19 protein-coding genes are annotated in these 19,465 nt (G+C 62.2%); 10 read left to right on the forward strand and 9 right to left on the reverse strand.

Annotated elements, in window-relative coordinates; translation table 11 throughout:
- Nucleotides 1–25 precede the first annotated feature (25 nt).
- The gene (locus tag U862_RS0125210) at nucleotides 26–1,207 is read left to right on the forward strand and encodes a CaiB/BaiF CoA-transferase family protein (protein ID WP_025112944.1); all 1,182 of its coding nucleotides are present in this window, start codon (nucleotides 26–28) and stop codon (nucleotides 1,205–1,207) included.
- A gap of 107 nt (nucleotides 1,208–1,314) precedes the next feature.
- On the opposite strand, the gene U862_RS0125215 is transcribed toward U862_RS0125210, so the two are convergent.
- Together U862_RS0125215 and U862_RS0125220 are read right to left on the reverse strand one after the other, a co-directional pair.
- Nucleotides 1,315–1,809 carry a SprT family zinc-dependent metalloprotease gene (locus U862_RS0125215; RefSeq protein WP_025112945.1) on the reverse strand — a complete coding sequence of 165 codons (495 nt, stop codon included), beginning with the start codon at nucleotides 1,807–1,809 and terminating at the stop codon, nucleotides 1,315–1,317.
- Between the two features lie 148 nt (nucleotides 1,810–1,957).
- Nucleotides 1,958–2,560: a Yip1 family protein gene (locus U862_RS0125220; protein WP_007917515.1), complete on the reverse strand. Its 603-nt coding sequence runs from the start codon at nucleotides 2,558–2,560 to the stop codon at nucleotides 1,958–1,960.
- Between the two features lie 324 nt (nucleotides 2,561–2,884).
- Here U862_RS0125220 and ttcA point away from each other — a divergent pair, with 324 nt between their 5' ends.
- The gene (ttcA, locus tag U862_RS0125225; protein WP_025112946.1) at nucleotides 2,885–3,709 is read left to right on the forward strand and encodes a tRNA 2-thiocytidine(32) synthetase TtcA; all 825 of its coding nucleotides are present in this window, start codon (nucleotides 2,885–2,887) and stop codon (nucleotides 3,707–3,709) included.
- A 134-nt stretch (nucleotides 3,710–3,843) separates the two neighbouring features.
- Entirely contained in the window at nucleotides 3,844–4,518 is a 675-nt protein-coding gene (locus U862_RS0125230) for a DNA-3-methyladenine glycosylase I (RefSeq protein WP_025112947.1), read from the forward strand.
- Between the two features lie 90 nt (nucleotides 4,519–4,608).
- Here the strand turns inward: U862_RS0125230 and U862_RS0125235 are convergent, their stop codons facing one another.
- Genes U862_RS0125235 through arsC form a run of 3 tightly spaced genes read right to left on the reverse strand, consistent with a single transcriptional unit; the run spans nucleotide 4,609 to nucleotide 5,984 of the window.
- On the reverse strand, nucleotides 4,609–5,034 hold the full coding sequence (locus tag U862_RS0125235) for a DUF2069 domain-containing protein (RefSeq protein WP_025112948.1): 426 nt from the start codon (nucleotides 5,032–5,034) through the stop codon (nucleotides 4,609–4,611).
- A gap of 3 nt (nucleotides 5,035–5,037) precedes the next feature.
- Nucleotides 5,038–5,634, reverse strand: coding sequence for an NAD(P)H:quinone oxidoreductase (wrbA, locus tag U862_RS0125240; protein WP_025112949.1), 597 nt, complete (start codon nucleotides 5,632–5,634; stop codon nucleotides 5,038–5,040).
- On the reverse strand, nucleotides 5,631–5,984 hold the full coding sequence (gene arsC / locus U862_RS0125245; protein ID WP_025112950.1) for an arsenate reductase (glutaredoxin): 354 nt from the start codon (nucleotides 5,982–5,984) through the stop codon (nucleotides 5,631–5,633). The genes wrbA and arsC overlap by 4 nt, the downstream gene beginning before the upstream one ends.
- A gap of 114 nt (nucleotides 5,985–6,098) precedes the next feature.
- On the opposite strand from arsC, the gene U862_RS0125250 reads away from it, so the two are divergent.
- Nucleotides 6,099–6,566 carry a TlpA disulfide reductase family protein gene (locus U862_RS0125250; protein ID WP_025112951.1) on the forward strand — a complete coding sequence of 156 codons (468 nt, stop codon included), beginning with the start codon at nucleotides 6,099–6,101 and terminating at the stop codon, nucleotides 6,564–6,566.
- A gap of 66 nt (nucleotides 6,567–6,632) precedes the next feature.
- On the opposite strand, the gene U862_RS0125255 is transcribed toward U862_RS0125250, so the two are convergent.
- Together U862_RS0125255 and U862_RS0125260 are read right to left on the reverse strand one after the other, a co-directional pair.
- A complete protein-coding gene (locus U862_RS0125255; RefSeq protein ID WP_007968709.1) occupies nucleotides 6,633–7,037 on the reverse strand; it encodes an META domain-containing protein in 405 nt (134 codons plus the stop codon).
- Nucleotides 7,037–7,471, reverse strand: a complete 435-nt coding sequence (locus U862_RS0125260; RefSeq protein ID WP_025112952.1) for a hypothetical protein — start codon at nucleotides 7,469–7,471, stop codon at nucleotides 7,037–7,039. Before U862_RS0125260 ends, U862_RS0125255 begins: the two co-directional genes overlap by 1 nt.
- A 133-nt stretch (nucleotides 7,472–7,604) precedes the next feature.
- Between U862_RS0125260 and U862_RS0125265 the strand changes: the two genes are divergently transcribed.
- Nucleotides 7,605–8,063 carry a hypothetical protein gene (locus U862_RS0125265; protein ID WP_025112953.1) on the forward strand — a complete coding sequence of 153 codons (459 nt, stop codon included), beginning with the start codon at nucleotides 7,605–7,607 and terminating at the stop codon, nucleotides 8,061–8,063.
- Nucleotides 8,064–8,074: 11 nt separating this feature from the next.
- Here the strand turns inward: U862_RS0125265 and U862_RS0125270 are convergent, their stop codons facing one another.
- The gene (locus tag U862_RS0125270) at nucleotides 8,075–9,064 is read right to left on the reverse strand and encodes a 2-hydroxyacid dehydrogenase (RefSeq protein ID WP_025112954.1); all 990 of its coding nucleotides are present in this window, start codon (nucleotides 9,062–9,064) and stop codon (nucleotides 8,075–8,077) included.
- Nucleotides 9,065–9,148: 84 nt separating this feature from the next.
- A complete protein-coding gene (locus U862_RS0125275; RefSeq protein WP_025112955.1) occupies nucleotides 9,149–11,902 on the reverse strand; it encodes a response regulator in 2,754 nt (917 codons plus the stop codon).
- A 220-nt stretch (nucleotides 11,903–12,122) separates the two neighbouring features.
- Between U862_RS0125275 and U862_RS0125280 the strand changes: the two genes are divergently transcribed.
- The 5 genes from U862_RS0125280 to relA all read left to right on the forward strand — a co-directional run bounded on the left by U862_RS0125280 (nucleotide 12,123) and on the right by relA (nucleotide 19,348).
- Nucleotides 12,123–12,845, forward strand: a complete 723-nt coding sequence (locus U862_RS0125280; RefSeq protein WP_025112956.1) for a response regulator transcription factor — start codon at nucleotides 12,123–12,125, stop codon at nucleotides 12,843–12,845.
- On the forward strand, nucleotides 12,832–14,256 hold the full coding sequence (locus tag U862_RS0125285; protein ID WP_025112957.1) for a sensor histidine kinase: 1,425 nt from the start codon (nucleotides 12,832–12,834) through the stop codon (nucleotides 14,254–14,256). Before U862_RS0125280 ends, U862_RS0125285 begins: the two co-directional genes overlap by 14 nt.
- A gap of 468 nt (nucleotides 14,257–14,724) precedes the next feature.
- Entirely contained in the window at nucleotides 14,725–15,627 is a 903-nt protein-coding gene (gene cysM / locus U862_RS0125290; protein WP_025112958.1) for a cysteine synthase CysM, read from the forward strand.
- The gene (gene rlmD / locus U862_RS0125295; protein WP_025112959.1) at nucleotides 15,627–17,003 is read left to right on the forward strand and encodes a 23S rRNA (uracil(1939)-C(5))-methyltransferase RlmD; all 1,377 of its coding nucleotides are present in this window, start codon (nucleotides 15,627–15,629) and stop codon (nucleotides 17,001–17,003) included. Before cysM ends, rlmD begins: the two co-directional genes overlap by 1 nt.
- A 101-nt stretch (nucleotides 17,004–17,104) precedes the next feature.
- Nucleotides 17,105–19,348, forward strand: a complete 2,244-nt coding sequence (relA, locus tag U862_RS0125300) for a GTP diphosphokinase (RefSeq protein ID WP_025112960.1) — start codon at nucleotides 17,105–17,107, stop codon at nucleotides 19,346–19,348.
- Nucleotides 19,349–19,465: the final 117 nt, after the last annotated feature.

A 19,465-nucleotide genomic window follows, 5' to 3' on the forward strand; every position in this document is an offset into this window, starting at 1 on the left:
GAAGCATCGCTCAAGGAGATCGCCCATGTCCGCGCCGTTGGCTTCGCTGAAGATTCTGGATTTCTCGACCCTGCTGCCAGGGCCGTTCGCCTCGCTGTTGCTTGCCGACATGGGCGCCGAGGTGCTGCGCATTGAATCGCCGACTCGCCTGGACCTGTTGCGGGTGTTGCCGCCGCACGATCGGGGGATGTCGGCCAGCCATGCTTACCTGAACCGCAACAAGCGCAGCCTGGCGCTGGATCTCAAGCAGCCTGAGGCGCTGGAGGTGGTCAGGCAGTTGCTGACCGAATACGACATCGTGCTCGAACAGTTCCGTCCCGGTGTGATGGAGCGGCTGGGCCTGGGCTATGAGGCGCTGAAGGCGATCAACCCGAAGCTGATTTACGTGTCGATCACCGGTTACGGCCAGACCGGGCCGTACAAGGATCGCGCCGGGCACGATATCAACTACCTCGCCCTGGCCGGGCTTGCCAGTTACACCGGGCGTGCCGACAGCGGCCCGCTGCCGCTGGGCATGCAGGTGGCGGATGTGGCGGGCGGTTCGCTGCACGGGGTCATCGGTCTGCTGGCAGCGGTGATCGCCCGGCAGCAAACCGGGCAGGGCACTCACCTGGACGTGAGCATGACCGATTGCGCTTTCAGCCTGCATGCCATGGCCGGGGCCGCTTACCTCGCTTGTGGCGAAGAACCGCATTGGGAGGATCAGATGCTCAATGGTGGCAGCTTCTATGACTACTACCGCACTCGCGATGGCCGCTGGCTGTCGGTGGGCAGCCTGGAACCGGGGTTCATGCAGCAACTGTGCACGGCGTTGGGCCGGCCGGAGTTGGCGGCGCAGGGCTTGTCACCGAAACCCGAGCAGCAAACGTTATTGAAGGACGCGCTGAAAGTCGAATTCGAAAAACATGACTTTGCCCAACTGTGTGAATTGTTCGCCGGGGTCGATGCCTGTGTCGAACCGGTTTTGAACCTGAGCGAGGCGGTGCAGCATCCGCAGTTACAGGCGCGCGAGCTGGTGACACAGGTGCCGCGTGGCGATGGTTCCAGCCAGGCGCAGATCGCCTGTCCGTTGAAGTTTGCCGAGGCGCTGCCGGCGCCGCGACATGTTGGCGCGGTGCTGGGGCAGCATACGGAGCAGGTGTTGGGGGAGTTGGGCTTTGGATCTGAGCGGATTGCCGAGTTACGGCGTGCCAAGGTCATTCTTTAGCGTCTGTGCCGGCCCTTTCGCGAGCAAGCCCGCTCCCACAGGGGAACGTTCCAAATGTGGGAGCGGGCTTGCTCGCGAAGGCGTCGGCAGCGACAACACAAAACTGTCTATTCGACGCGCATCTCACCACTGAACACCAAGGTGTTGCGGCAGCGCCGGCACAAATACCGTCGCCCCTGCCTGACCAGGCTATGACGCTGCGCCGAAAACGGAAAATCACTGTCGGCGCACGGGCATTTATAGATGTAGCGCGTCACGCTGCGGCGCTTGATTGCATAGGTGTGGCAGCGGTCCGGCGGCAGCTCGTAGACTCCGCGCATGATCAGTTGCCACTCCTCGCCGTGGGGCTGGATGCGGTCGCCGAACAGTTGATGGGCGATCAAGTGCGCGACTTCATGGGCCACGGTCTGTTTGAGGAAATGTTCGGTGTTTTCCCGGTACAGCTGCGGGTTGAAGCGCAGCAGGTTCTCGTGCAGATGCGCGACACCGGCTTTTTGCCCGCGCAGCTTGAGGCTGACGACGGGGCGTTGGAAATGGCGTTTGAAAAAGGATTCAGCGAGTTGGTAACAGTCTTCGACGCGGGTATTGAGTTGCTCGGGCATGCTTGATGGATCTCCAGAGGCGTCGAGTATGCCGCAACCTCCAGGACTTGCGAATCGCTGACCTGCCGAATGGTCATCCGCCAAACGAGAAGGCCGCCTTGCGGCGGCCTGTATTGGCAGATCTTGTTTTTCTCGGGGGTGAATCATGTCAGTTGGTATACACCGGCCCCACGCCGAGGCCCCAGACAATCACGGTGAACGCCATGATGGCCACCAGCACCACCAGACCCACCGCCAGCACTGAGCTGGAGAACAGAAAACCTTCGTCCGACGGAATGTTCATGAACGTCGGCAGCCCGACGTACAACAGATACACCGTGTAGCAGATGGCCGCCGTGCCGACGATCATCCCCAGCCACATGTGCGGATACAACGCCGCCAGCCCGCCGACGAACAGCGGCGTCGCGGTGTAAGTGGCGAACGCCACGCAACGCGCCAGGCTCGGGTTGGCGTCATAGGTGCGGGCCATCCAGTGTACGAAAGCGCCCATGACCGCGACCCCGCCGAGCATCGCCAGGTACGACATCACTGTCATCCAGATGGCGCTCTCCACGGTGAGCATCACCGGGGCGCGGTTGCCGATCACCCAGCCGACCTGAGTGGTGCCGATAAACGCCGAAACGGCGGGGATCGCCGCCAGGATCAGCGTGTGCGTCAGGTACATGTGGCTGATGCTTTCCTCTTGGTCGCCACGGATTTCCTTCCATTCCTGATCGGGGTGGGTAAAAAGTCCCACTACGTGATGGATCATGCCAGTCACTCCTCTTGTTATTGCCATCGCCCCCCAGCGGAGCGCCTACGGGCCAAGGTGGCCGAGCAAATACAGGTCTTCAGATGTGTGCGACCTTATGTCGCAGTATAGAAAGGACTTAACCGCACAGGGACTAGGGGCTTAGAGCAAATCGCGCTGTAAACACAGGGCTTAATCGCCGCAGGCTCTTGCGATCATGTGGTGCAGGATTACTAGGGCTCCCTCGCAACAGCGGCAGACAGCCAATGCGACCGCGGCCCTTCGCCCCCACGGCGTTTTTGCGTAAAATGCCGGCCTTTCGTCACACCTCACGGATTTCGCGTCATGGGCACTCTTACGGTCAACCAGAACAAACTGCAAAAGCGCCTGCGCCGCCTGGCCGGCGAAGCGGTCGCCGATTTCAACATGATTGAAGACGGCGACAAGGTCATGGTCTGCCTGTCCGGGGGCAAGGACAGCTACACCATGCTCGACGTGCTGCTGCACCTGCAGAAGGTTGCGCCGATCAAATTCGAGATCGTCGCCGTGAACATGGACCAGAAGCAGCCGGGCTTCCCCGAGCACGTGCTGCCGGCCTACCTGAAAGAGCTGGGCGTCGAGTACCACATCGTCGAGAAGGACACCTATTCGGTGGTCAAGGAACTGATCCCGGAAGGCAAGACCACCTGCTCGCTGTGCTCGCGCCTGCGTCGCGGCACGCTGTACACCTTCGCCGACGAAATCGGCGCGACCAAAATGGCCCTGGGTCACCATCGCGATGACATCGTCGAGACGTTCTTCCTCAACATGTTCTTCAACGGCACCCTCAAGGCGATGCCGCCGAAACTGCGCGCCGATGACGGGCGCAACGTGGTGATCCGTCCGCTGGCCTACTGCAACGAGAAAGACATCCAGGCCTACTCGGACCTCAAGGAATTCCCGATCATCCCGTGCAACCTCTGCGGTTCGCAGGAAAACCTGCAGCGTCAGGTGGTCAAGGAAATGCTCCAGGACTGGGATCGCAAGACCCCGGGTCGCACCGAAAGCATCTTCCGCAGCCTGCAGAACGTGGTGCCGTCGCAACTGGCCGACCGCAATCTGTTCGACTTCACCAGCCTGAAGATTGACGAGACGGCGGCTTCGCGCTTCGTTAACGTCGTTAACTTGTAAACACCTTCAAATGTGGGAGCGAGCCTGCTCGCGAAAGCGGTGCGTCATTCAACTGATGTGTTGACTGATACTCCCACTTCGCGAGCAGGCTCGCTCCCACATAGGGTTCTTTGTTTCATTCAACAGGAGAGGGCATGCGCGATTACAAGTGGCTGCACGAATACTGTCTGAACCGCTTCGGTTCGGCGGCTGAACTGGAAGCCCATCTGCCCGTTCCCAAGACCCCGGCGCAATTGCGCAAGATCAGCGACGACCGCTACCTCTCGACCATGGCCCTGCGCGTATTCCGCGCCGGGCTCAAGCACAGTCTGGTGGACGCCAAGTGGCCGGCCTTCGAAGAAGTGTTCTTCAGGTTCGACCCGGAAAAAGTCGTGCTGATGAGCGCCGAGCATCTCGAGCGCCTGATGCAGGACGCGCGGATCATCCGTCACCTGGGCAAGCTCAAGAGCGTGCCACGCAATGCGCAGTTCATCCTCGATGTCGAGAAAGAGAAGGGTAGTTTTGGTGCGTTGATCGCCGACTGGTCGGTGACCGATATCGTCGGTCTGTGGACTTACCTGAAAAAGCACGGTCATCAACTGGGTGGCTTGTCCGCGCCGCGCTTCCTGCGCATGGTGGGCAAGGACACGTTCGTGCCGAGTTATGACGTGGTCGCGGCGCTGAATGCGCAGAAGATCGTCGACAAGGTGCCGACCAGTTTGCGTGATCTGGCGATTGTGCAGAATGCGTTCAACCAGTGGCATGAAGAGAGTGGCGGACGGCCGATGAGCCAGATTTCGATGATGCTGGCCTACACCGTCAACCATTGATACCGCATTGTCCCATTCGCGAGCAGGCTCGCTCCCACATTTTGGAGTGCATTCCCCTGTGGGAGCGAGCTTGCTCGCGAAGGCGTCCGCTCAGGCGACGCTGATTTCGCCTTCGCCAGCCAACTTGCGATTCAACTGATACCGCCACCGCACATACAGCAGCGCCGAGCAGAACAGCGCCAGGCTCGCGACCATCTCCAGCACCCCGAACAGCTGTCGGCTCGGGTCATAGGCCGCCAACGCGCCCTTGATGAAATACAGATTCACCACAAAGCACATCCACGAATGCCCACGTGCGCTGCCCATGATCATCGCGGGCGCAAGGACGATCCACGGGATCAGTTCGACCAGCAATATCACCCACGGCCGCGCGCCGTGCAGGTCGGCGAACACCAGATAGTAAGCGGCAAGCAGCCCGGCGAGGCCGAAGAAGCACAGCAGGCTGATGAGCCGCATCGCCTTGACGCGGGGTTCGAGCCACTCGATGGAGGGCAGGATTTTCGGCTTCTTCGCCACCCCTCAGCCCTCCAGTTTTTGCGCGGTCTTGGCCAGACGCAGACCCAGTGCGCGACACAGCGCCACCTCGTGGGCATCCAGGCCGCTTTTACCGTCAGCCCCGGCATGATGGCTGGCGCCATACGGCGTGCCACCGCCCTGGGTTTCCAGCAGCGCCGACTCACTGTACGGCAGGCCGGTGATCAGCATGCCGTGGTGCAACAGCGGCAGCATCATCGACAGCAGGGTGGTTTCCTGGCCGCCGTGCAGGCTGGCAGTGGAGGTGAACACGCCGGCCGGTTTGCCGACCAGGGCGCCGGTCAGCCACAGGTTGCTGGTGCCGTCGAGGAAGTACTTGAGCGGGGCGGCCATGTTGCCGAAGCGGGTCGGGCTGCCAAGGGCGAGGCCGGCACAGTTCTTCAGGTCATCGAGGGTAGCGTAGAGCGCGCCTTCCTCGGGGATGTCCGGGGCCACCGCTTCACACTCGGTGGAAATCGCCGGCACGGTACGCAGGCGTGCTTCGAGGCCGGCCTGTTCGACGCCGCGGGCAATCTGCCGGGCCATCTCGTTGGTCGAGCCGCTGCGGCTGTAATACAGCACCAGAATGTACGGCGCGCTCACGGCAGCAACTCCAGAATCTGCTCCGGCGGACGGCCGATCACGGCCTTGTCGCCGACTTCGAGAATCGGCCGTTCCATCAGTTTCGGGTGCGCGGCGATGGCGGCGATCAATTGCGCCTCGCTGAGGCTGGCGTCGGCCAGCTGTAGCATTTTGTATTCATCTTCTCCAGTGCGCAGCAGTTGCCGCGCGCTGATGTTCAGCTTGCCGAGCAAGGCCTTGATTTGCGCAGCGTCCAGCGGGGTTTCCAGGTAGCGCACCACGTTCGGGGCCAGGCCACGGGCCTCAAGAAGTTCCAGCGCACCGCGGGATTTCGAGCAGCGCGGATTGTGATAAAGCGTCAGATCGGTCATGGCGGGTCGCTTCTGGCGTAAAGTGGCGGCTATTCTAACTGTGCAGCGCGCAATCCAGAACCTTCAGAGGCGATGGGTCGCAGGCGCATTCAATTTTTGACCAGGGAACACGACATGACACGGCGATTGGCAGCGGCATTGACGATGATCGGGGCGTTGATGCTGGGGGGCTGCGGGAACGACTACGGCACAGACCAGAATGGACAGAAGGTGGCGTCAGAACGTCTGGACAAGCAATGGGTCGTGCTCAATTACTGGGCCGAATGGTGCGGCCCGTGCCGCACGGAAATTCCCGAACTCAATCATTTGGCAGACGAGTTGAAGGGCAAGAACATCGGCGTGTTCGGGGTCAACTTCGACAACGTGCAAGGCGAGGATCTGAAGTCTGCCAGCGAGAAGCTGGGCATCAAGTTCACCGTGCTGGCGCAGGATCCGGCGGACCTGTTCGACCTGCCGCGCAGCGAGGCCTTGCCGGTGACTTACATCATCGACAACAAGGGCAAGGTGCGTGAGCAGTTGATGGGGGAACAGACGGCGGCGGGAGTTTTGGCCAAGCTGGAGGCGTTGCAGGCTGCCAAGTAGAACACGTGAGGTTTTGTGGTGAGGGGATAAATCCCCTCGCCACAGGGTAGTCTCGGCAGCTGAGGATTAACCCTCTTCCAGCCACCAGCGCAACGGCTTGCCTTCAGCCGGCCAGAAGCGCATCTGTTCGATCGGCGAGATGTCCCAGCGCTCGACACCTTGCAGGGCCTGCAGGAAGCGTTGTTCCTGCTCCATCAGCGCTGGCGCGCAGAGTTTGCGGGTCTTGCCGATCGGGCCGAAGCTCAGCTTGTCGCCATCGAGGGTGTACGGCGCGAACCAGTGGTTGCAGCCGCCGTTGCCATACGCGCGGCCATCGTCGCCGAGGGTCACGGTCAGATGGCTGTAATCCATCAATGGCCGCTCGCCAATCCATTCCAGAATGTAGCTGCGGTTCTGCTGCAATTGCACAGGCTCTGCGGCACAGCCCACCAGAGCGGCACCGACCAGCAAGGGCAGGGCAAGGCGTTTCATCACGCAGGCTCCTGGCATTTCGGGCAGAGGTGCTTGTCGCCGACGGCTTTCCAGCCCAGCTCGGCGATGCGCGCGGTGGCGGCCGGTTTCTCGGCGGTCTTGCCCAGCTTGGCGTCGACCGCGAACTCGAAGTTCAGCTCTTTGGCGCAGCTGTCGCAGTTGACCTGCCAGGTGTGGATCGCCAGTTCGCCGAATACCGGGCCGGTGGTCATCGCGGTCCATTGACCCGGCGGATTGATCAGGTGGCGCACGGTGTCGACGGTCAGGCGCATGGACAAGTCCTTGCTGCCTTTGAGGGTGACCAACAGGACGTCACCGTTGCGGATCGAGCCACCATTGCCGGTGACCTGATAGCGGCCCGGTACGAGGGCGCGGCATTCGGTGAGGGTGTGTTGCGGGTTCATCAGGGTGTAGCGGAAATCGTGTTCGACCATGGGTCCTCCAAATATGCGCGACATGCTAGCACGGGCTTGATTGCAGGATGGCGTACGCGTGCGACCTTCGATCCGGTTCAAATTGGTTGACGCTCATGGCAAACTGCCGCCCTTCACTCTGAGGGAACGGAACATGGCGCTGATCGAATGTTATGAATGCAAGCGGAGTATCAGCTCTGAAGCGAAGGCGTGCATTCATTGTGGTGCTCCGAGGGCGCAGCAGCACGAGCGCACTCCGGCGCAAACAGCGGCAGCCGCCGCAACAGCGACCATTTCATTTGGCAGCCTGCCGCGCAATAAATCCGTGCCCGAGGCGTTTGTCCCGCCGCCAGCCCCCGAGCCCGCGCCGAGAGCGACACCCGCTGCGGTCGGTCGCCGCCGTCGGCAATCGGAATCAGCACCAGTCCCTCAACTTCAGGCCAACGCCGACGGTTCGCGTCCGGTGGAAGGCTGGTTGAAGATCATGGTGTTTCTGCTGCCGATGGTCTTTGTCTGGTTCCTGCTGCGTAACGGTCACTCGATGAAGCAGCGCTTTTTCGGCTTTGGCTGGCTGGCGCTGCTGATCCTGGCCTCGTCGCTGTCGCCCAAATAGTCGACAAGCCTTCAGCCTTCGACCTGGTTCTGCGGCGCGCCTGCGGCCCAGGTCGCGATGTTGTGCAGAGTGGTCTCGGCAATCGCGCCCAGAGCTTCATGGGTCAGAAACGCCTGATGCGCGGTGATGATCACGTTCGGAAACGTCAGCAACCGCGCCAGCACATCGTCCTGCAACGGCAGGTCGGAGCGATCCTCGAAAAACAGCTGCGCCTCTTCTTCATAGACATCCAGTCCCAGATAGCCCAGTTGGCCGTCCTTCAAGGCGTCGATCAGCGCGGGTGTGTCGACCAGGCCGCCGCGCCCGGTGTTGATCAGCATCGCTCCGGGTTGCAGGTGCGCCAGTGACTCGCGGTTGATCAGGTGTTTGCTCTGCGCGTTGAGCGGGCAGTGCAGGCTGATGATCCGCGACTGCGCCAGCAGTTCCGGCAGGCTCAGATAACGCGCGCCCAATGCCACAACCTCAGAGTTGGGGTACGGGTCATAGGCCAGCAACTCACAACCGAAACCGTGCATGATTTTCGCGAACGTGGCGCCGATCTGCCCGGTGCCGACAATCCCGACGGTCTTGCCCACCAGATCGAAACCGGTCAGGCCATGCAGGCTGAAATCACCTTCGCGGGTGCGGTTGTAGGCGCGGTGCAGGCGCCGGTTGAGCGCCAGAATCAGCGCCACGGCATGTTCGGCCACCGCATGCGGCGAGTAGGCCGGCACCCGCACCACGGCCAGCCCGAGGCGTTTCGCCGCGACCAGATCGACATGGTTGTAGCCCGCCGAGCGCAGGGCGATCAGCCGTGTGCCGCCGGCAGCCAGGCGCTCCAACACCGGTGCACTGAGGTCATCATTGATAAAGGCGCAGACCACGGCGTGCTGCTCGGCCAGGGCTGCCGTGTCGAGACTGAGCCGGGCCGGCTGAAACTGCAGCTCGATACCGGCCGGGCAGTCAGCAGCGAGGAAACTGTCGCGGTCGTAGGTCTGGCTGCTGAAAACGATCGTGCGCATGCATTCCTCCTGGAGCGGGGTGGCGAGTCAGCGTTGACTCGCTCTCACTTTAGCGTGTGATAGCGCGGGCGACATTGCCGTGGATCAGGCGCTGATCCTGGCTTGCGCCGCGAGGCGATTGATCGCCCGCTCCAGTTCTTCCAGCGCCGCCACGGCTTTGGGGTCGCCCTGTTTGAGCAGGGTTTCACTGCGCTGACAGGCCGCGCGCAACTGCGGTACGCCGCAATACCGGGTTGCACCGTGCAGGCGATGCACGCGTTCGATCAGCGCGTTCTGGTCACGGGCTTCGCTGGCGGCGCGAATCGCTTCACGGTCGGCTTCCAGAGAAGCGAGCAGCATCGCCAGCATGTCTGCGGCCAGATCGGCCTTGCCAGCGGCCAGGCGCAGGCCTTCCTCGTGGTCGAGCACCGGCAGTTCGTGGCTGCCTGCTGCACTGTCGCTGACCCGCTCCGGTCCTTGATTGCGCAAGGCCAGACCGGTCCACTTCAGCACCACTTGCGCCAGTTGCCGCTCGCTGATGGGTTTGGTCAGGTAATCGTCCATGCCGCTTTGCAGCAAGGCGCGCTTCTCGTTGGCCATGGCATGGGCAGTGAGGGCGACGATCGGCAGCGGCGTGCAATGCCGTTCGCTTTCCCACTGGCGGATGGTTTCAGTGGTCTGACGCCCGTCCATGCCCGGCATCTGCACGTCCATCAGCACCAGATCAAAGGATTCGGTTTGCACGGCTTTGACGGCGGCGTAACCGCTTTCGACGGCGAGCACTTTGGCCCCCATGTCTTCGAGCAGGGTCTGCACCAGCAACAGGTTGGCCGGGTTATCGTCGACGCACAGCACTTTCGGCGCACGGCTCGACAGCGGTTCGCCCGGTTCGTTGCGCGGCTGGCGCGGGTTGGCCAGATCCGCCAGCGCCCGGCGCAGTTTGCGCGTGCAGGCCGGCTTGGCCTGCAGTTGACTGTGCGGGTTGGGCACCGACAGGTGGAACAGCGTCTGCTCGGTGGTCGGGCACAGCACCAGCACTTTGCATCCCAGGTGTTCGAGATCCCAGATGTGCTGGTTCAGGCGCTCCGGGAGCATGTCGTTGCTGGTGATGCCGAGCACGGCGAGGTCGATCGCCTGATCGGTCTGATGAGCGCCGGTGACGCCATTGGTCAAGCTTTCCAGGGTGTTGAATGGCGTGACGTCGAGGCCACAGTCTTCCAGTTGATGCTGCAGGGCCTGACGCGCCAGTTCGTGATTTTCCAGCACTGCCACCCGGCGCCCGAGCAGCGGCGGGGCGGGAAGATCGTCGGTGTCGTCGCGGGTTTTTGGCAGGCTCAGGCTGATCCAGAATTCCGAGCCTTCACCCGGGGTGCTGTCGACGCCGATTTCGCCGCCCATCTGTTCGATCAGGCGCTTGGAAATCACCAGGCCAAGGCCGGTGCCACCGGGCTGGCGCGACAACGAGTTGTCGGCCTGGCTGAAGGCCTGGAACAACGCGCGCACGTCCTGACTCGACAGGCCGATGCCGGTGTCCTGAATGCTGATGCGCAGTTGCACGCTGTCTTCATGCTCTTCTTCGAGCATGGCGCGGGCGACGATGGTGCCTTCGCGAGTGAACTTGATTGCGTTGCTGACCAGGTTGGTAAGGATCTGCTTCAGGCGCAGCGGATCGCCGACCAGCGACAGCGGCGTGTCGCGGTACACCAGACTGACCAGTTCAAGCTGTTTGGCGTGGGCTGCCGGCGCAAGAATCGTCAGGGTGTCCTGCAACAGGTCACGCAAGTTGAACGGAATATGGTCGAGCACCAGTTTGCCGGCCTCGATCTTCGAGAAATCGAGGATCTCGTTGATGATCCCGAGCAGGCTGTCGGCGGACTTTTCGATGGTGCCCAGATAGTCGAGCTGGCGCGGGGTCAGTTCGCTTTTCTGCAACAGATGAGTGAAACCGAGAATGCCGTTGAGCGGCGTGCGGATCTCGTGGCTCATGTTGGCGAGGAACTCGGATTTGATCCGGCTTGCCTCCAGCGCCTCTTTGCGCGCCAGGTCCAGTTCGATGTTCTGGATCTCGATGGTTTCCAGGTTCTGGCGCACGTCTTCGGTGGCCTGATCGACGCTGTGCTGCAGCTCTTCGCGAGCATTCTGCAGGGTCCCGGCCATGCGGTTGATGCCCGAGGCCAGCTCGTCCAGCTCCTGACTGCCGAGCGGCGGCAGACGGGTTTCCAGATGACCGTCCTTGAGCTGGGCGACCGCGTGTTTGATCTGGCTCAGCGGGCGGTTGATGGTGCGGCCCATGCGCAACGCGAGCAGGGCTGCGCCGGCAAGGCCAGCGGCAATCAGCAGCAGGCTGGCAAACAGGCTGCGGTAACCGCGCAACAGCATGCTGTTGTGCGACAACTCCAGTTCGACCCAGCCGAGCAGGCGCTCGGATTCTTCCGGGATCAGGTCGCCGGCAAGGTTGCGATGCTTGCCGAACACCGGCATCAGGTAACGCGTGGCGTCATTGCCACTGCGCCGTTGCAGTTGTGCACTGTCACCGCTGGGCGCCTGATTGAGCATGGTCGGGCCGGCGTGCGCCAGCGGTGTGCGGTCGGGGGCGAGGAAGGTGACGGCGCGCACGTCGGGCTGCTCGAGGGACTGCGTGGCGATGCGTTCCAGCAGATCGGTGTTGCCGTGACCCATGGCGGGCGCGACCAGCGGGGCCAGTTGTTCGGCGATCATCTCGCCGCGCTGCATCAGTTGGGTCTGCAGGTCGGACTGTTGCATCCAGGTGAAATAGCCACCGAGCACCAACGCCATCAGGCTGGTTGGCAACAGGGTCAGCAACAATACGCGACCTTTGATTCCCAGTTTCTTGAGCACACCCATCTCCTGCATCCCGCTGAACTGTTGACTCGCACGTGCGTCCGGCACGCGGCATGGGCGCAGTGTAGCGATTTGCAGGCAGGCAATCTTCGGAAAAATCATCTCGGCATCGGTCGGCCCGAGACAGGCGCGTTTGTCCGGCCGGTCAAGCTTGGGTTGCCCGATGGCCGGCAATCTTGAATAATCACTCTCAACTGAGAATTACTTGCAGATACTCATGACTCCTGTTTCCACTGGCCAGCCACGCATTCTTTCCATCGAAGACGATCCGGTGCTCGGTGCCTATGTCCACGAACATCTGGGCCGCAGCGGCTTTGCGGTGACCTGGTGCCAGAACGGTCAGGACGGCCTGAACATCGCCCGCCACCAGCCGTTCGATGTGGTGCTGATGGACATTCTGCTGCCGGGACTCGATGGTTTGAAGGTGCTCACACAATTGCGCCAGAGCCATTCCACGCCGGTGCTGCTGATGTCGGCCCTGGGCGCCGAGGCCGATCGCATCAGCGGTTTTCGTCTGGGGGCCGACGATTACCTGCCCAAGCCGTTCAGCATGGCCGAGCTGCATGTGCGGATCGAGGCGATCTTGCGGCGGGTGGCACTCGATCGGCGCCCGGCAGCCATTGCGCCAGCCACGGTCAGCGGCGCGCTGCGTTTCGACGATGAACAGTGCGAAGTCTTCCATAACGAACAGGCAGCCGGCCTGACCCGCAGCGAATACCGGTTGCTGGAAACCCTCAATCGCAACGATGAAGAGGTGCTGAGCAAGGCTTTCCTCTATCAGCATGTGTTGCAGCGCGGCTATGCGGCCCACGACCGCAGCCTCGACATGCACATCAGCCAGATCCGCCGCAAACTCAAGGCCATCGGCTACACCGAGCGGGAAGTGCGTACGGTGTGGGGCAAGGGCTATGTGCTGAGTGCGTCCGATGAAAGTCTCTGATCTGCCGGGGCGGCATTCGCTGTTCTGGAAACTGGCGTGTCTGCTGGTGGCGTTCTGTCTGCTGATGATCTGGTTGAGCTGGTCCTGGGGCCGTTACATGGAGGAGCGCAACCAGTTCCTCTCCGACGAGGCTCGCGGCACGCTGAGCCGATATGCCGCCGAGGCGGAAGGGGCGTGGCAGCGCGGCGAGCGTGACGCAATCGATAACTGGTTGCAGAGCATGGAGTTGCGCGAGGCGGGCTGGGTCGGGGTGATCGACCGCAATCTGCAGTCGTTGAGCAGCGATCCGCTGAATGAACAGGAAATCCAGCACCTGACCTTCTTGCGCGGGCTCGATTGGCCGATCCACAAACAGGGGCGGCCGTGGCTGCGCGTGCCGTTTCCCAAGGACCCGTCCGCCGGCAGTCTGGTGATCGAGTTGCCCGAGCGTTTCCTGCCGGGGAAGTACCGGGTGTTCTGGCGGGTGATCACCAACGGGGTGATTCCCGGGCTGTTCACCTTGTTGCTGTGTATCGGCCTGTACCGCTTGCTGGTGGTGCCGCTGAACAACTTGCGCGAGCAGGCCAACGCCTGGCGCGCCGATCAATTGAATGTGCGCCTGTCGAGCGGCATCACCCAGCGCCCGGACGAGCTCGGCGAACTGGCGCGGGCCTTCGACTCGATGTCCGAACGCCTGCAATCCACCGTCACCCTGCAACAGCAGTTGCTGCGCGACTTGTCCCATGAACTGCGCACGCCGCTGAGCCGGCTGCGGGTGGCCAGCGAGAGCGAACAGGATCTGCTGCAACTGCGCGAACGCATTGGCCGTGAAGTCGATGGCATGCAGCGGCTGGTCGAGGACACCCTGCAATTGGCCTGGCTCGACACCGAACGTGCGCCCCTGCCTGACGAAGCGATCCAGATTCAGGCGCTGTGGGAGATGCTCACCGACAACGCCTGTTACGAAAGCGGCTGGCCGAGCCTGCAATTGCAGTGCGCGGTGCCGTCGTCGTGCTGGGTGCGCGGCCACCTCAACACTTTGGCGCAGGCGCTGGAGAACATTCTGCGCAATGCCATTCGTCATTCGCCGGAGGGCGGCATCGTCCGGCTGGAGGGGCGGCGTGAGGGTGACTACTGGCATTTGTGGCTGGAGGATCAGGGCGGTGGCGTGGCCGAGGGTGATCTGCAGCGGATCTTCTCGCCCTTCACCCGCCTTGACGGCTCGCGCCCGGGGGATGGCGGGTTTGGTCTGGGGTTGAGCATTGCGAGGAACGCGGTGCAGAGGCAGGGCGGGATGTTGTGGGCGCAGAATGCCGGATCCGGGTTGCGTCTGAATCTGCGGCTGGTGGCTGATACCAGTGTCATCAGCTCTGACGCCTTCGCGAGCAAGCCCGCTCCCACAGTGGATGCGTGTCGTCCGCAGATTGCGTGAAGGCCGCGGCCCCCTGTGAGATAGCAGTGTTGTCGGCACTGACGCCTTCGCGAGCAAGCCCGCTCCCACAGTGGATGCGTGTCGTCCGCAGATTGTGTGAAGGCCCCGGCCCCCTGTGAGATAGCAGTGTTGTCGGCACTGACGCCTTCGCGAGCAAGCCCGCTCCCACAGTGGATGCGTGTCGTCCGCAGATTGCGTGAAGGCCGCGGCCCCCTGTGAGATAGCAGTGTTGTCGGCACTGACGCCTTCGCGAGCAAGCCCGCTCCTACAGTGGATGCGTGTCGTCCGCAGATTGTGTGAAGGCCCCGGCCCCCTGTGGGAGCGGGCTTGCTCGCGAAGAGGCCCTTCGATTCACCGCTGGACTCTGCTTATTCCCATAAACCATAAGCACCGCACTTTGCGTGATATGGCCTGCGCGGGTTTGCCGGTATGATAGGCGCCCCCGCACGTCTGGATTGCGAATACGCCATGACCCTGCAGTACCCAACCATCGCCGATTGCGTCGGCAACACTCCGCTGGTGCGTTTGCAGCGCCTGCCCGGTGCCACCAGCAACACCCTATTGCTCAAGCTCGAAGGGAACAACCCGGCGGGTTCGGTCAAGGACCGTCCGGCGCTGTCGATGATCACCCGTGCCGAACTGCGCGGGCAGATCCACGTCGGCGACACGCTGATCGAGGCGACCTCGGGCAACACCGGCATTGCACTGGCCATGGCCGCTGCGATCAAGGGTTACAAAATGATCCTGATCATGCCGGACAACTCCAGCGCCGAGCGCAAGGCCGCCATGACTGCCTATGGCGCCGAGCTGATCCTGGTCAGCCAGGAAGAGGGCATGGAAGGCGCTCGCGATCTCGCTCAGCGGATGGAAGCCGAGGGTCGTGGCAAAGTGCTGGACCAGTTCGCCAATGGCGATAATCCTGAAGCCCACTACACCACCACCGGCCCGGAAATCTGGCGCCAGACTCAGGGCACCATTACCCATTTCGTCAGCTCGATGGGCACCACCGGGACCATCATGGGCGTCTCGCGCTACCTCAAAGAGCAGAGCGACAGCGTGCAGATCGTGGGTCTGCAACCGATGGAAGGCTCGGCCATTCCCGGCATCCGTCGCTGGCCGCAGGAATACCTGCCGAAGATCTACCAGGCTGATCGTGTCGACCGCATCGTCGACATGGCGCAAAGCGAAGCCGAGGACGTCACCCGGCGTCTGGCCCGCGAAGAAGGCATCTTCTGTGGCGTGTCCTCGGGTGGTGCGGTGGCAGCGATGCTGCGCCTGTCCAAAGAAGTTGAAAACGCGGTGATCGTCGCGATCATCTGTGACCGTGGCGACCGTTACCTGTCGACCGGCATTTTCGACGCGCCCAACTGATGGCCAAGCACGAGAGAGGCCTGCGCTTTCAGCCCACCGGTGGCAGCAAGGCCCCGCAAATTCCGACCGGCAAAAAACAGCGATTGACTATCGAGCGCCTGGCCAATGACGGTCGGGGTATCGCGTTTTTCGAAGGCCGCACCTGGTTCGTTCTTGGCGCCCTGGCGGGTGAAGAAGTCGAAGCGCGGGTGCTTGGCGCCCACGGCAAAGTGGTCGAAGCGCGTACCGAACGCGTGTTCAAGGCCAGCGAATTGCGCCGTCCGGCCGCTTGTCAGCACGCCGGCCGCTGCGGCGGTTGCAGTGTTCAACACTTGCCCCACGACGAACAGCTTGCCCTGAAACAGCGCATGCTCGCCGAGCAGTTGTCGAAAGTCGCCGGCGTCGCGCCTGAAGAATGGGCCGCGCCATTGAGTGGCCCGGAGTTCGGCTATCGTCGTCGCGCGCGGATAGCCGTGCGTTGGGACATGAAGGCGAAGCAACTCGAAGTCGGTTTTCGCGCCGCCGGCAGCCAGGACATCGTCGCGATCAGCGAGTGCCCGGTGCTGGTACAGCCCTTGCAACCGATCATGACCCGTTTGCCACAGATGCTCCGTCGTTTGAGCAAGCCGCAAGCATTGGGGCATGTCGAGTTGTTCAGTGGTTCATCGCTAGCCGTGCTGCTGCGGCACATGGCGCCGTTGTCCGAAGCGGATCTGACGATTCTCAAGGAATTCTGCCAGTTCCATGAAGCGCAGTTGTGGCTGCATGGTGAGGGCGAGCCGCAACCGGTCGATGCCACCCAGTCGCTGGGCTATCGTCTGGAACAGTGGGATCTGGACCTGGCCTGGCGGCCGGGAGACTTTATCCAGGTCAACGCCGGAGTCAACGAGGCGATGGTGGCGCAGGCGCTGGACTGGCTGAAACCACGCGGCGACGAGCGCGTGCTGGACCTGTTCTGCGGTCTGGGCAATTTCGCCTTGCCGCTGGCCAGAAGCGTGCGCGAAGTGGTGGCGGTGGAAGGCGTGCAGACCATGGTCGACCGCGCCGCCGCGAACGCCGCTAGCAACAATTTGCATAACACAAAGTTTTTTCAAGCCGATTTATCCCAGCCTTTGACCGATGCCCAGTGGATCGGAAACGGCTTTTCTGCGGTACTCTTGGACCCACCGCGTGACGGTGCTTTCGAGGTGGTGCGCAAGCTCGCGACCCTGGGTGCCGAGCGGTTGGTGTATGTGTCGTGCAACCCTGCAACTCTGGCGCGCGATACGGTCGAATTGATCAAGCAGGGCTACCGGTTAAAACGTGCCGGGATTCTCGATATGTTTCCTCAGACGGCGCATGTCGAGGCCATGGCGTTATTTGAAGCGAGCCAGGATGGCTCGTCTGAATCTGTCTGATCTGTCCGCGCAGCGCTCGCTTTGGCCCCGCGAGCGCAAACGGACAATGAGGATCAGCGATTTGACGCATTGAATCTGCGTCGTAGGGAAGGTAAAGCAAGATGGTACAGGTGAGAGCACACCAGCCGATCAACACCGACGGCAGTATCAATCTCGAGGCTTGGCTCGATCACGCGGTCAGTGTCGACATGGCACTGGATCGCGAAGCCTTGAAAGAGGCCTGCGAGTTCGCTCGCGAGGCCGAGCAGCAGTCCAACGCCGCAAAGAATCTGTGGGCCGAGGGCAGCGGCAGTTTCAGCACCGGTCTTGAGATCGCCGAGATTCTCGCCGACCTCAAGCTCGATCAGGACTCGCTGGTTGCGGCGGTGCTGTACCGTGGCGTCCGTGAAGGCCAGATCGAACTTGCGGCGGTCAGCCAGCGCTTCGGCCCGGTGGTGGCCAAGCTGATCGACGGCGTGCAGCGCATGGCAGCGATCAGTGCCAGCCTCAGCCCGCGCCAGTCGATGGTGATGGGTACCCAGGGCCAGGTGGAAAACCTGCGCAAGATGCTGGTGGCAATGGTCGACGACGTGCGCGTCGCACTGATCAAGCTCGCCGAGCGCACTTGTGCGATCCGCGCGGTGAAAACCGCCGACGACGAAAAACGCAACCGGGTCGCTCGGGAAGTCTTCGACATCTATGCGCCGCTCGCGCACCGCCTCGGCATCGGTCATATCAAATGGGAATTGGAGGACTTGTCCTTCCGCTACCTGGAACCGGATCAATACAAACAGATCGCCAAGTTGCTCCACGAGCGGCGGCTGGATCGTGAGCGTTTCATCGCCGACGTGATGACCCAGCTCAAGGACGAATTGCAGGCCACCGGCGTCGACGCCGACATCAGCGGCCGGGCCAAACACATCTATTCGATCTGGCGCAAAATGCAGCGCAAGGGTCTGGAGTTCAGCCAGATCTACGACGTGCGTGCAGTGCGCGTGCTGGTGCCGGAAATGCGTGACTGCTACACCGCGCTCGGTATCGTCCACACCCTGTGGCGGCACATCCCGAAAGAGTTCGACGACTACATCGCCAACCCGAAAGAGAACGGCTACCGCTCGCTGCACACCGCAGTGATCGGCCCTGAGGGTAAAGTGCTTGAAGTGCAGATCCGTACGCACTCGATGCACGAAGAGGCCGAACTTGGTGTGTGCGCGCACTGGCGCTACAAGGGCACCGACGTCAAATCCGGCTCCAACCACTACGAAGAGAAAATCTCCTGGCTGCGTCAGGTCCTCGAGTGGCACGAAGAACTGGGCGACATCGGTGGTCTGGCCGAACAGCTGCGGGTCGACATCGAACCGGATCGGGTCTACATCTTCACCCCCGACGGTCACGCCATCGATTTGCCGAAGGGCGCGACGCCGCTGGACTTCGCCTACCGTGTGCACACCGAAATCGGCCACAACTGCCGTGGTGCGAAGATCAACGGGCGCATCGTGCCGCTCAACTACAGCCTGCAGACCGGTGAGCAGGTCGAGATCATCACCAGCAAGCACGGTACGCCGAGCCGCGACTGGCTGAACTCCAACCTCGGGTACGTCACCACCTCGCGGGCGCGGGCGAAGATCGTTCACTGGTTCAAGTTGCAGGCTCGCGATCAGAACGTTGCGGCCGGTAAAACCCTGATCGAACGCGAACTGACGCGTCTCGGCCTGCCGGCGGTGGATTTCGACAAGCTGGCCGACAAGGCCAACATGAAAACCGCCGAAGACATGTTCGCCGCCCTCGGCGCTGGCGACTTGCGCCTGGCGCAACTGGTCAATCTGGCGCAGCAACTGGTCGAGCCGGAGCGCGGCAACGAACAGCTGGAGCTGATTCCGCGCAAAGCCACCGGCTACAAACCGGGCAAGCGCGGCGACATTCAGATCCAGGGCGTCGGCAACCTGATGACGCAGATGGCCGGCTGCTGCCAGCCGCTACCGGGCGACGCGATCGTCGGCTACATCACCCAGGGCCGTGGTGTGAGCATTCACCGTCAGGACTGCGCCTCGGTGCTGCAACTGGCCGGGCGTGAGCCGGAGCGGATCATTCAGGTCAGTTGGGGCCCGGTGCCGGTGCTCACCTATCCGGTGGACATCGTCATCCGTGCTTACGATCGTTCCGGTCTGCTGCGTGACGTCTCGCAGGTGCTGCTCAACGAGCGCATCAACGTGCTGGCGGTCAACACCCGCTCGAACAAGGAAGACAACACGGCGCTGATGTCCCTGACCATCGAGATTCCCGGACTGGATGCGCTGGGACGCTTGCTGGGGCGGATTTCGCAGTTGCCGAACATCATCGAGACACGGCGTAACCGTACCCCTTGAAGACCGGCGCCGTTCAACTGTGGGAGCGGGCTTGCTCGCGAAGAGGGTGTGTCAGTCGACATCATTGTTGCAGGCACAGCGCTTTCGCGAGCAGGTTCGCTCCCACAATGGTTTTGT

It is taken from the genome of Pseudomonas sp. H1h, from assembly GCF_000633255.1.
Taxonomy (GTDB): Bacteria; Pseudomonadota; Gammaproteobacteria; order Pseudomonadales; family Pseudomonadaceae; genus Aquipseudomonas.

Coding starts and splice junctions, on each gene's coding strand:
- U862_RS0125210 (WP_025112944.1), top strand. CDS start 26: ATGTCCGCGCCGTTGGCTTCGCTGAAGATTCTGGATTTCTCGACCCTG.
- rlmD (WP_025112959.1), top strand. CDS start 15,627: ATGGCCAAGCACGAGAGAGGCCTGCGCTTTCAGCCCACCGGTGGCAGC.
- relA (WP_025112960.1), top strand. CDS start 17,105: ATGGTACAGGTGAGAGCACACCAGCCGATCAACACCGACGGCAGTATC.
- ttcA (WP_025112946.1), top strand. CDS start 2,885: ATGGGCACTCTTACGGTCAACCAGAACAAACTGCAAAAGCGCCTGCGC.
- U862_RS0125260 (WP_025112952.1), bottom strand. CDS start 7,471: ATGGTCGAACACGATTTCCGCTACACCCTGATGAACCCGCAACACACC.
- cysM (WP_025112958.1), top strand. CDS start 14,725: ATGACCCTGCAGTACCCAACCATCGCCGATTGCGTCGGCAACACTCCG.
- U862_RS0125285 (WP_025112957.1), top strand. CDS start 12,832: ATGAAAGTCTCTGATCTGCCGGGGCGGCATTCGCTGTTCTGGAAACTG.
- arsC (WP_025112950.1), bottom strand. CDS start 5,984: ATGACCGATCTGACGCTTTATCACAATCCGCGCTGCTCGAAATCCCGC.
- U862_RS0125230 (WP_025112947.1), top strand. CDS start 3,844: ATGCGCGATTACAAGTGGCTGCACGAATACTGTCTGAACCGCTTCGGT.
- U862_RS0125265 (WP_025112953.1), top strand. CDS start 7,605: ATGGCGCTGATCGAATGTTATGAATGCAAGCGGAGTATCAGCTCTGAA.
- U862_RS0125255 (WP_007968709.1), bottom strand. CDS start 7,037: ATGAAACGCCTTGCCCTGCCCTTGCTGGTCGGTGCCGCTCTGGTGGGC.
- U862_RS0125220 (WP_007917515.1), bottom strand. CDS start 2,560: ATGATCCATCACGTAGTGGGACTTTTTACCCACCCCGATCAGGAATGG.
- U862_RS0125215 (WP_025112945.1), bottom strand. CDS start 1,809: ATGCCCGAGCAACTCAATACCCGCGTCGAAGACTGTTACCAACTCGCT.
- U862_RS0125250 (WP_025112951.1), top strand. CDS start 6,099: ATGACACGGCGATTGGCAGCGGCATTGACGATGATCGGGGCGTTGATG.
- U862_RS0125270 (WP_025112954.1), bottom strand. CDS start 9,064: ATGCGCACGATCGTTTTCAGCAGCCAGACCTACGACCGCGACAGTTTC.
- U862_RS0125280 (WP_025112956.1), top strand. CDS start 12,123: ATGACTCCTGTTTCCACTGGCCAGCCACGCATTCTTTCCATCGAAGAC.